We start from the raw sequence: 11,885 nt of genomic DNA, 5'->3' as shown, positions 1-11,885 counted from the left end.
CCCGGTGGACGCTCACGTGTACGTGCAACTCGGCTTCTGCGGGGGCCGGGTGAGGCGAGAAGAGCCGCTGGTTGTCGTACCGGATGCGCTCGTCGGGGCGCCGGATGAAGTTCCCTCGGCCGTGGTGCTTCTCCACGATGCCTTCGGCTTCCAGCAGCGCGAGGGCAGCCCTCATGGTGGGCATGCTCACCCTGTAGTGCCGGGCCAGATCTGTTTCCGCCGGCAGCCGGTCGCCCACTGCGAACTCGCCGCGTGCGACGCGGACTCGAAGGGGCGTTCGCGACGTGCTGGTACTGGGCCGCCATCAGCCTGCCTCCGCGAGGTGTCGGCACGGGACGTTCGTCAGCGGGCGGCCGAGAGGGGTGTCCCGCAGTCGGCGGCGTTCCGCGTCGGTCAGCACGTACGGCCGGACGAGCTGCACGTCCTCGGCGAACAGCGGCTCTTCGGCCGGTCGGTACGGCCGGGCCCAGGGCGGGCGCGGCGGCGGCATCAACAGAGGGGTGGGACACGGCTGTTCAGTCGACCTGCCTCGGCGGTGGCGCCCAGGGAGCGGCAGGAAGCGCCCCCTTGTCCACGTAACCGCTCGGCGGATATAAGCGAACACGCTGGATCAGCTCCTCACAGCTGACGGCCATGCCCCCGGGCAGCAGCAGCTGCCGCGGGGGTCCTTGTTGACTCCGGCCCACGCGATGCGCCGGCCGTGCCTGGTGCTGCCGAGCCCCCACCAGTCCGCCCCCGACCGAAGCAGCGCTTCTAAGAGCGCGCCCCAGCGGGCGGCGGGAACCTGGTCGGGGACGTCGACCTCGACTTGCGTGTAGTCGTCGTGATCCCTCAGCCGGGGGGCGAAGCCCGCAGCTGACAGCCGTGCGGCGATGCAGTCGACACGCGCTTCGGGCGAGGGCACTCCGCGTTCCTCCGTCGCCGTCGGATCACTGGCGCATGCTAGACAACTAGATCTCTAAACAGTTGTCGGAGCAATGCCGGACAGTCAGGGTAGAGCAAGGTGGTCTAGATTTTCCATATGCGCGAGCAGCCTCCTTCTCTCCGTATCGCCGAAGCGCTCCAGCAGCGCATCTCCGACCAGGAGTGGGCGCCGGGTGACCGGCTTCCCTCCCGCGCTCAGCTGGCGCAGGAGTACGAATGCACCGAGGCCATCGTTCGGCGCGCGCAGGAGCGCCTGATCGCGGAGGGCGTGCTCGAAGGGCGCGCAGGGTCAGGCACGTACGTCGCTGCGCAGCGCGAACGCCTCCGCTTGGTACGGCCGTTGGCGCGGGAGATCGGCGAACAGGAGTCGTTCCGCACCCAGATGGCGGCGCTCGGCAAGCGGGGCACGTGGGACAGCCGGAGCGAGGGGCCGTTGACCGCTCCGACGACTGTCGCGGCGCGACTGGGGATCACCGAAGCCGACTACTGCGTCCGCACCTCGTACGAGTACCTGGCCGACAGTAAGCCGGTCTACCTGGCAACGAGTTGGGAGCCGTACAGCATGACGTCCGGCTCGCTCGTCGTGCTTCCCGAAGGCGGCCCGCACGCGGGGCAAGGTGTGGTCCGTCGAATGGCGGAGGCCGGGGTCAAGGTCACCCGGGCCGTGGAGCGAGCGAATCCCGGGAACGCGAACGCCGAGGAGGCGCACCTCCTCGGCCTACTGCGTGGCGCGTCCGTCACGCGCATTCAGCGGACGTACTACAGCAGTGACGGTCGCGCGGTCGAGACAGCGGACATCGTCGTCCCTGCCGCACTTTGCGAGATCGTTTACGAATCCACAGAGGGGTAGCGCCACTCGTAGTACGCGAGTGCCCGCGCCCGTGCCTCGACGACGGCCATGCGGGTGTCGCGCTCGTCGGTGTCGATGTGCGCGGCCTGGCCGGTCGCCTGGCCGGGCCACTTGCGGTAGAGGAGGCCGACCTCGCGCGTGAAGTAACCGCGGCTGACGGCGTCGAGCGCGAGGAGAAGGCCGGTGTCCTCCGAGGCCGGCAGGGCCATCCAGCCGCCGAGGGCGATCAGCAGATCGCGGCGGACGCACAGAGTCGCCGGGTGGACCTGGGCGCGGAAGCTGTGCGCGCGCCAGTGTTCCAGCACGGCGCCGCGCTCGATCGGGCCCTCGTCGGGGTCCTGGTCGAAGCCGACGTGGGACCCGTCCGGCATCAGGTCGAGGACGCGGGAGGTCGTCCAGCCGATCGCCGGGTCGCGTTCGAGGACGGCCAGGTCGCGGGCGAGCGCGCCGGGAGTGAGCTGGTCGTCGGCGTCGAGGATGCGGACGTACTCGCCGTCTGCGTGCGCGAGGGCCATCGTGCGGGCGACGCCGGGGCCGCCACGCCTCCCCTGACGGAAGGTGATGCGCTCGTCGTCGGGGACGTGCGGGGCGACCTCGTCGGTCTGGCCGTCTTCCTGGATGAGCCAGTGCCAGTCCCAGCCGTCCGGGAGCTCCTGCGCGCAGAGCGACTTGTAGGCGTCGGTGAGGTGGTGAGCGGAGGGTGCGTGCACAGCGGTGACGATGATGATGCGCCGGCGCACGGCACTCACCACCTTTCGAGGGGAGTCGTGAAGGTTATCTGTGTGCGGTCGCCGGGGAGCGTGACGTCGGAGAGCTCGACGACTCGGCCGGTGGTGTCGTACGAGGTCTTGCGGAGCGCGATCACCGCAGTGCCCGGGGGGAGGTCGAGCTCTTCCGCTTCCTCCGGCGTCGGCGGACGGGCGCTGATGCACTCCTCGATGCGGTCGAGTTCGATACCCACGGTGTACAGCTGGTTCTGCGTACCGCCCGGCCACGGCTCCTTGGTCTCGTCCAGGAGATCCGGGTTCTTCGCGACCAGGTCGCGGATGAGGTACGAGGTCACGAGGGCGAAGGGCGCGCGTTCGGCGGCGTAGCGCGTCCGGTACGTCCGCTCGACCAGGGCATCCCCTTCGGCGACGCCGAGGGCTTCGGCAAGTTCCTTGGACGCCTTGATCTCCTGGTAGGAGGCGCGGAAGACGAGGTCGTTGACCTGTAGGCCCGTGTCGTGCTCCGTGGCGCCGGTCGCGGCCCGGTGTTCTTCCGTCTCGCGGACGCGGTCCTTCTCCCACTGGTGCCGGAGGTTCGTGCGCAGGACCGGGGTGCGGGGCTCGCGGACGAAGTTGCCGCGCCCGTGCTGCTTCTCGATCAGGCCCTCGTCACGCAGAAGGCGGAGTGCTTCCCGGATGGTCGGAAGGCTCCGGCCGTACTGCTCGGCGAGTGTGGTCTCCGTGGGCAGGCGCGAGCCGGGAGCCAGTTGACCTGCACGGATGGACTGCCTCAGTTCGTCCGCGATCCGTTCGTAGACCTTGGCCATGGGTGCTCACCGTCCCGTCGTCCGACAGGGCTCAGCATACAACTCCTGAGGAGGACTTGACGAATCTGCGAGACGCACGTCATAGTCTTCGACAACGGATTCATCAGGAGGACTTCAGGACGTTACGTCCTGATGAACTTCTGCTCTGCGCCCCGAGGAACGCCCGAGAGGGCCAGTACGAAGGCAGCGCTCGTGGCTTGAGAACTGCACAGAGTGCCTGGACGAACGAGTGTTTTTGATCTTCGGCGCCGCCATGGGAAGCGGTGGCGCCGGAGGTGATGACCACTCGTCTCCTGATGAGCGGTCTCCCGGAACGTCACCCCGGGGCGGGCCCGCGCCCGCCGCCGTTTCCTGCCTCTACTCGCAGCAAGAGCAAGGGGGACCCACATGAAGCTCGTTGTCGGCGACGTCGTCCGCGACCGCACCGATATGGCACTGGGCACCGTGACCGGCGTCGTCAACCACGGCACGGACCGGCTCGTCGCGGTCCGTCTCCCCGGCGGGGGCCAGCGCTTCATCGAGCCGCGCGGCGTGGCGATCGTGGCCCGGCGCGTGGAACCGATCACCACCGGCCGTAAGGTCGTCGCCGTATTCGCCCTCGTCGTCGGCCTGTTGGCCGCGTACTTCGGCTGGCAGGCCGCTCGCGACATCGGCGCGGACTGGGGCCTTGCCATCCTGGCCGGCCTCGGCGGCTACACGGCCGTGGTCGTCCAGTACCAGTGGTGGCTCCGCGTCTCGGGGCCCCGGCGCTTCCACGTCTGAGCGCCTGCCGGTCAGCGGCGGCGGTCGACGGGTCAAGGAAGCCTGCTGCCGCTGACTCTCCCATCCCATCCAGGACTTGGAGAGGCACGTATGGACTTCGAGGAGCTGTTCGCCGGGCCTCCCGGCGAGAGCGGCCCGGAGCGCGCGGCCCGCCTGGCGGCGGCCCGCGACATCCTGATCGAACTCTGGGAACAGAGCCACACCGACGAAATCGCGTTCCTGAACGCGGTGTACGCGGCTCAGCTCGGCGGCGTTGCGGTACTGAACGGCAAGGTCCGCGCGCTGCAGCCGGACCGGGTGAGGAAGGCCGCGTGATGGCGTCCTTCCTCCCGGCCCTTCCCGCGGGGATCGCACAGCCCGCGTACGTCGTCCCGGTCGTGGTGCTGAGTGCGTGGCTCGTCTGGTACGGGCTGCGCAGGCTCTGCCGCAGTACGACCCTCGGCACGCCGGCGGTCCGCGTCGCGGCGCTGGCGGCGGCCGGTTGCACCGCGTACAGCGCCGACACGTCGTGGCGGTTCGCCGCCGACTACCTGCACATGGACAGCACGGCCGAGCGGTCGGGGATGTTCGCCGCCGCCGAGCTGACGCTGTTCGCTCTCGCGCTCATGGCGCGGCAGAACCTCAACGGACCCAACCGGGCGCCCGGAGCGCCGGGTGTGCTCGTCTGGGTCGTCACCGGGGTGCAGGTCATCCCGGCGTTCGCCGAGTCCGGTCCGGTCGGCGGCACCGTCCGCGCGCTCGTCGGGCCGGTCATGGCGGCCGTGCTCTGGCACCTCGCGATGGGCATCGAGCTGCGGCACAACAAGCCCGACGCCGCGTCGTACGGCCTGGCCGCCGTCGTCGGACGGGAGGTGCGAGAGCGGCTGCTCTCCCGCCTCGGCATCGCGGAACGCGACCGCGACGCCGCGCAGATCACCCGGGACCGGGCGACGGCGCGGGCGGTCGCCCTGGCCGCGCGGCTCGCCGACAAGTCGCAGGAGCAGCGCGGAAGATGGCACGGCCGGTGGGTCGCCCGGCGCCTGTCGGTGGCGGTGGCGCGAGCCTCGGTGGGCACCGACCACGAGCAACGGCGCAAGCTGCTCGATCAGCTCGCGGCGCGACGCCACGCCGAGGCCCTGGCCACGGTCGACCTGCCGTCGCCCTGGGCCGGTCCTGGGCCCGATCCCGTCGCGTCCGCGCTGGCCGCTCAGACGCGGCAGCAGATGCGGCGAGCCACCGAGGCAATCCGCCAACGCGACTGTCCGAAGCTGCTCTTCGCCGACATCGTCACTGGTCACAGGGTGAACAGCGACCGCTGTTCACCTGAACACCCCACCCCGGACGAGCCGCCCGAGGGGGCCGGAAAACTCGGCACCGCCGAGGCCCAGACGGTCATCGAAACGGGCTGGGTTCAGGGCCTCAGTATCCGCGAGACCGCGAGGCGGGCGACGCGAGCGCCCAGCTACGTCCACGGGCAGTTCGTGAAGCTCGAAGAGGAGCGCGGCCCGCGCCCAACTCCCGGACAGAACCAGCTGATCAACGGTCACGGCGAGCCGGAGCCGCAAGCAGTCGGCCCGGCGCGGCCCTGACGCACCGCACGTACTTCCCTCACCAACGCCGGGCCCGGCCGCTCCTTGGCCGGTAGGGCCGGGCCCGGCTTCCCTCCCGTTGCCGGAAGGAAGTGTCAGTGAAGCACGAACCCAACGAAGAGCACGTTCCTGGGGGCGAAAGCCCGCCGCCCGACGGCTCGTTGACCGACCTCACCAAGCACCGGCCGGACGCCGAGCGGGCTTCCGGGCCGGACTCCCCGAAGGCGGCCGCCGACGCCGCCCCCGACGAGGTCATCGTCGTCGACCGGCCCGGCGGGCCGACCAGTCCCGGGCTGCTCGACCGGGCGTTGGGCGCCAAGAGGCGCCCGGTGATCCCGGCGTGGGCACGGTCGCGGCAGGAAGCCGCGGCGGCCGGCAAGGGGCTCGCCGCGTACGCGTGGCACGTCGCCGCGTACCACGCGGTACGTACGCCCTGGTACTGCCTGCGGCTCACCCTGCAAGCTCCTTGCGGAGCCGCCCGGTTCGTCGGCGGCGCCGTGCGGTGGGTGACGGACGCCGAGGGCGAGCCGTTCCGGAGGGCGGCCGCCGACAGGGCCAACACTGACGACTATCTGAAGCTCTCGCGCCAGAGGGACCGCCGGGCACGGTGGCGGACGGTCGTCGCCGTCGTGGCCTCCGTCGTCGGCATCACGACGGCGCTCGTGCTCTACGTCCTGGCGCCGGAGTGGTTGCTGGTGTTGTGCGGCTCCGCCGTGGCGCTGGCGCTCGGCCGGCTGGGTCAGGCGCCCGATGCGCCGGTCGTCCACAGGGCGGTGGAAGTCCCGAAGGCGACCAAGCTGACCAGTGACATTGTGCTGCGGGCGCTCGGCGCGCTGGGTATTCCGGCGATCAATCAGGCGCAGGCCAAGGGTGGGCCCGGCTTCGAGTTCACTGCTCCTATCACCCGGGACGGCCCGGGGTGGCTGGCAGAGGGCAACTTGCCGTACGGCGTCACGGTTACCGACGTCATCGACCGGAGGGACAAGCTCGCCTCCGGCCTTCGGCGGCCACTCGGCACTGTGTGGCCCGAGGCTGTGCCGGACGAGCACACAGGACGTCTGAGGCTGTGGGTGGGAGACCACGACATGGCCAAGGCCAAGAAGCCTGCGTGGCCCTTGCTCAAGACCGGATCGGTCGACTTGTTCAAGCCCGCGCCGTACGGCACGGATCAGCGAGGCAGGTGGGTGCAGGTGACCCTGATGTACATCTCAGGCGTCATCGGCGCGATCCCCCGGATGGGCAAGACCTTCCTCCTGCGCTTGCTCCTGCTCATGGCGTCACTCGACCCACGAGCAGAGTTGCACGTCTTCGATCTCAAAGGCACCGGCGACCTGGGGCCGTTGGAGCGTGTGGCCCACAGCTACCGAGCCGGGGACGACGACGAAGACATCCTGTATGCGCTGCGCCGTCTGCGTGCATTGCGCGACGAACTGCGCCGCCGGGCCAAGGTGATTCGCAACCTTCCCCGGGACATCTGTCCCGAGTCCAAGGTCACGAGCGACCTGGCCAACAGGAAGAGCCTCGGTCTGCACCCGATCGTTGCCGGTGCGGACGAGTGTCAGGTCTGGTTCGAGCATCCCGAGCACGGCAAGGAGCTGGAAGAGATCTGCACGGACCTGGTCAAGCGCGGTCCCGCGCTCGGCATCACGATCCTGCTGGCCACACAGCGCCCGGACGCCAAGTCGCTGCCCACGGGCATCAGCGCGAACGCCTCGAACCGCTGGTGTCTGAAGGTCATGGGTCAGCTGGAGAACGACATGGTGCTGGGCACCTCCGCGTACAAGCGGGGTGTCCGTGCAACGATGTTCGCCTGGGCGGACAAGGGCATCCACTACTTCGTGGGTGAGGGTGCTGACGCCAGGATCGTGGCCGCCACGTACGTCGACGCCCCTACGGCGGACCTGATCGTTCGGCGCACGTACAAGCTCCGCGAAGCCGCGGGCACCCTCTCGGGGCACGCGCTCGGCGAGCAACCCGAGCCCGAAGAGCCGTCCTTCGACGTCCTCCGGGATGTTGCTGCGGTTGTGCCGGCGGCGGAATCCAAGGTGTGGAACGAGACGGTTCTCGCCCGGCTCGCCGAGCTCCGCCCGTCCGTCTACGGCGAGTGGACCACGGACCAACTCACGGCCGCGCTGCGGCCGCACGGCATCCGCACCGTGCAGGTGTGGGGCACCACCGAGGACGGCAAGGGCGCCAACCGGCGCGGCATCCGGCGCGCCGACATCCTCACGGCGGTCGCGGAACGTGACGGAGAAGCCGACGCCGCATAGCCGCAGGGGGTGCTAGGTCTAGCGGCCTCCCCTGCTAGGTCTAGCACCCCCGCTAGCACCCCCATGGGCCTCTGACCTGCTTTCTAGTGTCTAGCGGGCCCTTTCCCCGCACCCCTGATTCCGGCCCTGAGAGGGGTTTCGATGGCCTCCCTGCTGCACGCTATGCCCGCGCTCATAGTCCTCGCTCTCTGTTACGCCGTGCTCTGCGCGGCGAGCCCGTTCGGAGCCTGCCGCGCGTGCAAGGGCTGGGGCGCCAAGGTCCACCAGACGCGCACCGGGCGGCTCAAGCGCGGCCGGATGTGCCGCCGTTGCGGCGGCCACGGCATGCGGCTGCGCGTCGGCCGTCGCCTCTACAACGCCGCGTCCCGCCTGCACCGCGAAGGCACCCGCTGACCCCCTGCCCGAAGGAGCCGTGCCATGGCCTTCTCGATCTCCGCCCTCGTGTTCTTCGGCCTTCTCCTGGCCATGCTCCTGCGCTCGAAGACCGTCGGCTTCGGCGCCGCCACGGTCGCCGCGCTCTTCGGCTACTACCTCAGCCGGACCGGCGCTGCCGCCCCCATCGACCAGGTCATGACCGCGATCAGCAACGCGATCCCCAGCATCGACAAGTAGCCCCCGGAAAGGGAATCCAGCTCATGACGAAGCAGACCACGCCCGTCCCGCAGCGCATCTCCCTCATGGCCTCGGGCGAACTGCGCGACGCCCTGACCGCCATCGAGCACGGCAAGGGCCCGGCGGCCGTCGCCGCCCTCATGGCCATCGACCCCGTGTCCTGGCAGGCGATCGAGCAGCGGCTCACCGCCGTGATCGGCAGCGACCTGCGCAGCCTCCTCCTCGGGATGGCCGGCGACAGCGACGCGGCGGCCACGGCCATCGGCTGACGGCTCTCCGTGCGGCCCCAACCCCCGTGGCGGTGCTGGGGTCATGCGGAGGGCCGGACAGCCCGGCCCGTACTCCATCCATGGAGGACGCCCATGCACAAACCATCCGTTGAGTGGTTCGACAGCCTCACGGAGAGCGTGTCCGCCCTCGCGATGGCCGCCCGCGAAACCCGTGCCGTCAGCCAGGCCGCCAAAACACTGCTGTGGAACGCCGAGCCGATGCGCCTGCGGTACCTCCCCGGCGACGTGGCCATCTCCGGCGGGGACGCCATGGCGCCCCACGAAATCGCGCTGTGGGAGACCTGGCGGCTGTGTCAGGACTTCGAGATCGACGCCGCAGGGCTGTACGAGGACACGGCCCGCGCGTACGCCTACGGCACGGCCGCCGCCGTCCTGGCCGTATCGCAGGGCGAGCGGCCGCCGCTGGTCGAACTCGGCTGGCACGAAGGCGGATACGTCGTCGCCGGGCCGCTGCCGGACCTCGACGACGCCCTGACGGACTGGTCCGGGAGCACGCGCCTGGCCGTCCTGCGCAGCAACGTGATCGCCCGCGAACGGGCCGCCGAACTCGCCCGGAGCGCCGCCGTCTGGGACATCTACGCGGACCGCGAAACCCACAGGACGGCCGACACCCTTGCCAGCGGCCTGGCCGACACCCTGCACGCCTACGGCGCACAGGCCACGGCCGCGCTTCACCATCTCCTCCTCAACAACAACCTTGGTAAGGAGCAGTGATGACCGGGCACAACCTCACAGACCCCGCTGTCGCCTACGACGGCGCCCCGAGCACGATCAGGGAAATCGGCTGGGTGGCCGGCTCGACCAAGCGGCCCACCAGGGAGTTCTGGCTCCGCAAGGCGGCCCTCCTCGACCGCATCGCGCTCAAGGAAGCCACCATGCCCGACGGGGGCTACGTGCTCGACAACGCCGTCAAGTGCGCCGAAGCGGCCGCCCGGCAGCTCGTCGACTTCGACACCGAGCAGGGCCCGGTGAGCCGCAGGGGCGCCGAGCTGGTCACCGGCGACGACTACCGCGACTACGTCCGCCGCGCCTACCTCGCGTGGAGTCACGGCCGGCACAGCTGATTTCGCCCGGGGCAGCGGTCATTCGGGTCAAGGAAGCCCGCTGCCCCGGCCTCCCATCCCATCCAGGAAACAGGAGGTGCTCTCAGCATGCACCAAACCCTCTCCTGCGCGCTGCCCGGGGCCGCACTTACGGCCGTCGAACGGGGCTGGCGCGTCCTCCCGCTGGTGCCGGGCGGCAAGCGCCCCGCCATCCGGTCGTGGGAGTCCCGCGCCACCACCGATCCCGCACGCGTCGCGCGCTGCTGGGCGGCCGGGAACTACAACCTCGGCATCGCGACCGGGCCGTCCCGGCTCGTGGCCGTCGACCTCGACGTCCCCAAGCACGACCAGGACACCCCGCCCGCCGGCACCCCGGCATCCGTGACCGACGGCGCGGACATGCTGGCACTGCTCGCCGAACGCCACGGCGAGCAATTCCCCACCGAGACCTACACCGTTCGCACCCCGAGCGGCGGCACGCACCTGTACTTCACCGCCCCCGCCGGGGTGGAGCTGCGGAACACGGCGGGCGTCCTCGGCTGGAAGATCGACACCCGTGCGCACGGCGGCTACATCGTCGGCGCGGGCAGCGTGATCGGCGGCAAGCCGTACACCGTCACGTACGACGCCCGCCCGGCGCCGCTGCCGGACTGGCTGACCAAGCTCCTCACCCCCGCCCCGCTCCCGCCGCAACAGCCGGTCGCCGTCTCGCTCGGCGCCGAGGACTGGCACGGCGCGTACCTCAAGGCCGCCGTCGCCGCCGAACTGCGGCGCGTAGAGCGCTCCACGAGTGGCGGGCGGAACACGGCGCTGTACCGGTCCGCCGTCGCCCTCGGCCAACTCGTCGCGGGCGGAGAGCTGGACGCCGCGCAGGTGACGGACTGGCTCACCGAAGCCGCCACCGGCGTGGGCCTGGCCGAACCGGAGGCCCGCCGGACCATCGCGTCCGGCCTGCGCGCGGGCGCCCGGCGACCGCGCACCGTCAACGGCCGGGGCCGGAGGGCGGCATGAACGACGTCTCGTACTCCGGCCCGCCCCACCTGTACAGCGTCGTGGAGCCGCGGCCGCTCCAGCCCGCACAGCAGAAGATCCGCACCGCTTGGACGGCGGAGGAGCTGATGGCTGTGGAGTTCCCCGAGCCGCGCTGGGCGGTCCCCGGGATCATCTCCGAAGGCGTGAACCTCCTGGCCGGGCCGCCGAAGGTCGGCAAGTCCTGGCTCTCCCTCGGCCTGGCGGTCTCCGTCGCGGCCGGCGGCCGGGCCATGAGCGCCCTGCCGGTCGAAGGAGGACCCGTGCTGTACCTGGCACTTGAGGACACCCCGCGCCGTCTGCAGACCCGCATGCGCAAGATCCTCGGCAAGGACCGGGCCCCCTCCACGCTCACGCTGGCGACCTCGTGTCCGTCGCTGCCGCAAGGCGGGGGAGAGGCCATCGCGCAGTGGATCGAGCGCAACCCCAGCGCGCGCATGGTCGTGATCGACGTGTTCGCCAAGATGCGCGGCCCGTCCGCCCCCGGCGCCTCCGCCTACGACGCGGACTATGCGGCCGTCGGGCACGCCAAGCGCATCGCGGACCACTACGGGATCGCACTGGTCCTGGTCCACCACGTCCGCAAGGCAGGCTCGGACGACTTCCTCGCCGAGGTCTCCGGCACCAACGGTCTCGCCGGGGCGGCGGACGCCACGCTCGTCCTCAAGCGCTCCCGCGGCCAGGCCGACGGCGTCCTTCACGTCACCGGCCGCGACGTCGACGAGGCCGAGTACGCGCTCCGCTTCTTCCCCGAGGCTGGCGCCTGGCAGCTCCTCGAAGGCCCGGCCGCCGACCACACCATCGGCGACACCCGCGCCACCGTCCTGCGCCACGTCCGCGAACACCCCGGCGCCAAACCCAAGCAGATCGCCGAGGACACCGGCCTCGACCCGGCCCTCGTCCGCCAGACCTGCGCCCGCATGGCCAACGACGCCCAGCTCATCAGGAAAGCCGGGGGATACGTCGACCCGGGTGACGAAGGGGGAGAGGCATGAGCCGTCAC

General features: G+C 70.8%; 17 protein-coding genes. 12 read left to right on the top strand and 5 right to left on the bottom strand.

All coding sequences use genetic code 11. From position 1 onward, the window contains the following. The 3 genes from ACFP1Z_RS05425 to ACFP1Z_RS05415 all read right to left on the bottom strand — a co-directional run. A partial coding sequence (locus ACFP1Z_RS05425; protein ID WP_390314727.1) for a winged helix-turn-helix domain-containing protein occupies positions 1-238 on the bottom strand: 238 nt, incomplete at its 3' end. A gap of 66 nt (positions 239-304) precedes the next feature. Next, positions 305-490: a hypothetical protein gene (locus tag ACFP1Z_RS05420; RefSeq protein WP_390314726.1), complete on the bottom strand. Its 186-nt coding sequence runs from the start codon at positions 488-490 to the stop codon at positions 305-307. 120 nt (positions 491-610) lie between these two features. Beyond that, positions 611-904 carry a hypothetical protein gene (locus ACFP1Z_RS05415; RefSeq protein WP_390314725.1) on the bottom strand — a complete coding sequence of 98 codons (294 nt, stop codon included), beginning with the start codon at positions 902-904 and terminating at the stop codon, positions 611-613. A gap of 117 nt (positions 905-1,021) precedes the next feature. On the opposite strand from ACFP1Z_RS05415, the gene ACFP1Z_RS05410 reads away from it, so the two are divergent. Further along, a complete protein-coding gene (locus tag ACFP1Z_RS05410; protein WP_390314724.1) occupies positions 1,022-1,774 on the top strand; it encodes a GntR family transcriptional regulator in 753 nt (250 codons plus the stop codon). Here the strand turns inward: ACFP1Z_RS05410 and ACFP1Z_RS05405 are convergent. Together ACFP1Z_RS05405 and ACFP1Z_RS05400 are read right to left on the bottom strand one after the other, a co-directional pair. Beyond that, the gene (locus ACFP1Z_RS05405; RefSeq protein WP_390314723.1) at positions 1,753-2,514 is read right to left on the bottom strand and encodes a glycosyltransferase family 2 protein; all 762 of its coding nucleotides are present in this window, start codon (positions 2,512-2,514) and stop codon (positions 1,753-1,755) included. The genes ACFP1Z_RS05410 and ACFP1Z_RS05405 overlap by 22 nt on opposite strands. A 5-nt stretch (positions 2,515-2,519) precedes the next feature. After that, entirely contained in the window at positions 2,520-3,308 is a 789-nt protein-coding gene (locus ACFP1Z_RS05400; protein WP_390314722.1) for a GntR family transcriptional regulator, read from the bottom strand. Between the two features lie 387 nt (positions 3,309-3,695). Between ACFP1Z_RS05400 and ACFP1Z_RS05395 the strand changes: the two genes are divergently transcribed. The 11 genes from ACFP1Z_RS05395 (at position 3,696) to ACFP1Z_RS05345 (ending at position 11,877) form a co-directional block, all read left to right on the top strand. Continuing rightward, a complete protein-coding gene (locus ACFP1Z_RS05395) occupies positions 3,696-4,070 on the top strand; it encodes a hypothetical protein (protein ID WP_390314721.1) in 375 nt (124 codons plus the stop codon). 90 nt (positions 4,071-4,160) lie between these two features. Continuing rightward, a complete protein-coding gene (locus ACFP1Z_RS05390) occupies positions 4,161-4,385 on the top strand; it encodes a hypothetical protein (protein ID WP_390314720.1) in 225 nt (74 codons plus the stop codon). Continuing rightward, a complete protein-coding gene (locus tag ACFP1Z_RS05385; protein WP_390314719.1) occupies positions 4,385-5,638 on the top strand; it encodes a hypothetical protein in 1,254 nt (417 codons plus the stop codon). Before ACFP1Z_RS05390 ends, ACFP1Z_RS05385 begins: the two co-directional genes overlap by 1 nt. A gap of 98 nt (positions 5,639-5,736) precedes the next feature. Further along, entirely contained in the window at positions 5,737-7,908 is a 2,172-nt protein-coding gene (locus tag ACFP1Z_RS05380) for a cell division protein FtsK (RefSeq protein ID WP_390314718.1), read from the top strand. A gap of 162 nt (positions 7,909-8,070) precedes the next feature. After that, positions 8,071-8,301 carry a hypothetical protein gene (locus tag ACFP1Z_RS05375; RefSeq protein ID WP_390314717.1) on the top strand — a complete coding sequence of 77 codons (231 nt, stop codon included), beginning with the start codon at positions 8,071-8,073 and terminating at the stop codon, positions 8,299-8,301. A gap of 24 nt (positions 8,302-8,325) precedes the next feature. After that, positions 8,326-8,520, top strand: a complete 195-nt coding sequence (locus tag ACFP1Z_RS05370) for a hypothetical protein (RefSeq protein WP_390314716.1) — start codon at positions 8,326-8,328, stop codon at positions 8,518-8,520. A gap of 23 nt (positions 8,521-8,543) precedes the next feature. Next, the gene (locus ACFP1Z_RS05365) at positions 8,544-8,789 is read left to right on the top strand and encodes a hypothetical protein (RefSeq protein ID WP_390314715.1); all 246 of its coding nucleotides are present in this window, start codon (positions 8,544-8,546) and stop codon (positions 8,787-8,789) included. Between the two features lie 93 nt (positions 8,790-8,882). Further along, positions 8,883-9,524, top strand: a complete 642-nt coding sequence (locus tag ACFP1Z_RS05360; protein ID WP_390314714.1) for a hypothetical protein — start codon at positions 8,883-8,885, stop codon at positions 9,522-9,524. Beyond that, entirely contained in the window at positions 9,524-9,874 is a 351-nt protein-coding gene (locus tag ACFP1Z_RS05355; protein WP_390314713.1) for a hypothetical protein, read from the top strand. Before ACFP1Z_RS05360 ends, ACFP1Z_RS05355 begins: the two co-directional genes overlap by 1 nt. 87 nt (positions 9,875-9,961) lie before the next feature. Then, complete coding sequence (locus ACFP1Z_RS05350; RefSeq protein ID WP_390314712.1) at positions 9,962-10,864, top strand: bifunctional DNA primase/polymerase; 903 nt, start codon at positions 9,962-9,964, stop codon at positions 10,862-10,864. Beyond that, the gene (locus ACFP1Z_RS05345; RefSeq protein WP_390314711.1) at positions 10,861-11,877 is read left to right on the top strand and encodes an AAA family ATPase; all 1,017 of its coding nucleotides are present in this window, start codon (positions 10,861-10,863) and stop codon (positions 11,875-11,877) included. Before ACFP1Z_RS05350 ends, ACFP1Z_RS05345 begins: the two co-directional genes overlap by 4 nt. Positions 11,878-11,885: the final 8 nt, after the last annotated feature.

The organism is Streptomyces gamaensis (assembly GCF_042656465.1).
Classification (GTDB): domain Bacteria; phylum Actinomycetota; class Actinomycetes; order Streptomycetales; family Streptomycetaceae; genus Streptomyces; species Streptomyces gamaensis.
The sequence above is the reverse complement of the archived record's forward strand: the minus strand, read 5'-3'. Positions and strand labels throughout refer to the sequence as shown.

Coding starts and splice junctions, on each gene's coding strand:
- ACFP1Z_RS05345 (WP_390314711.1), top strand. CDS start 10,861: ATGAACGACGTCTCGTACTCCGGCCCGCCCCACCTGTACAGCGTCGTG.
- ACFP1Z_RS05390 (WP_390314720.1), top strand. CDS start 4,161: ATGGACTTCGAGGAGCTGTTCGCCGGGCCTCCCGGCGAGAGCGGCCCG.
- ACFP1Z_RS05370 (WP_390314716.1), top strand. CDS start 8,326: ATGGCCTTCTCGATCTCCGCCCTCGTGTTCTTCGGCCTTCTCCTGGCC.
- ACFP1Z_RS05410 (WP_390314724.1), top strand. CDS start 1,022: ATGCGCGAGCAGCCTCCTTCTCTCCGTATCGCCGAAGCGCTCCAGCAG.
- ACFP1Z_RS05400 (WP_390314722.1), bottom strand. CDS start 3,308: ATGGCCAAGGTCTACGAACGGATCGCGGACGAACTGAGGCAGTCCATC.
- ACFP1Z_RS05375 (WP_390314717.1), top strand. CDS start 8,071: ATGCCCGCGCTCATAGTCCTCGCTCTCTGTTACGCCGTGCTCTGCGCG.
- ACFP1Z_RS05420 (WP_390314726.1), bottom strand. CDS start 490: ATGCCGCCGCCGCGCCCGCCCTGGGCCCGGCCGTACCGACCGGCCGAA.
- ACFP1Z_RS05360 (WP_390314714.1), top strand. CDS start 8,883: ATGCACAAACCATCCGTTGAGTGGTTCGACAGCCTCACGGAGAGCGTG.
- ACFP1Z_RS05395 (WP_390314721.1), top strand. CDS start 3,696: ATGAAGCTCGTTGTCGGCGACGTCGTCCGCGACCGCACCGATATGGCA.
- ACFP1Z_RS05365 (WP_390314715.1), top strand. CDS start 8,544: ATGACGAAGCAGACCACGCCCGTCCCGCAGCGCATCTCCCTCATGGCC.
- ACFP1Z_RS05355 (WP_390314713.1), top strand. CDS start 9,524: ATGACCGGGCACAACCTCACAGACCCCGCTGTCGCCTACGACGGCGCC.
- ACFP1Z_RS05350 (WP_390314712.1), top strand. CDS start 9,962: ATGCACCAAACCCTCTCCTGCGCGCTGCCCGGGGCCGCACTTACGGCC.
- ACFP1Z_RS05385 (WP_390314719.1), top strand. CDS start 4,385: ATGGCGTCCTTCCTCCCGGCCCTTCCCGCGGGGATCGCACAGCCCGCG.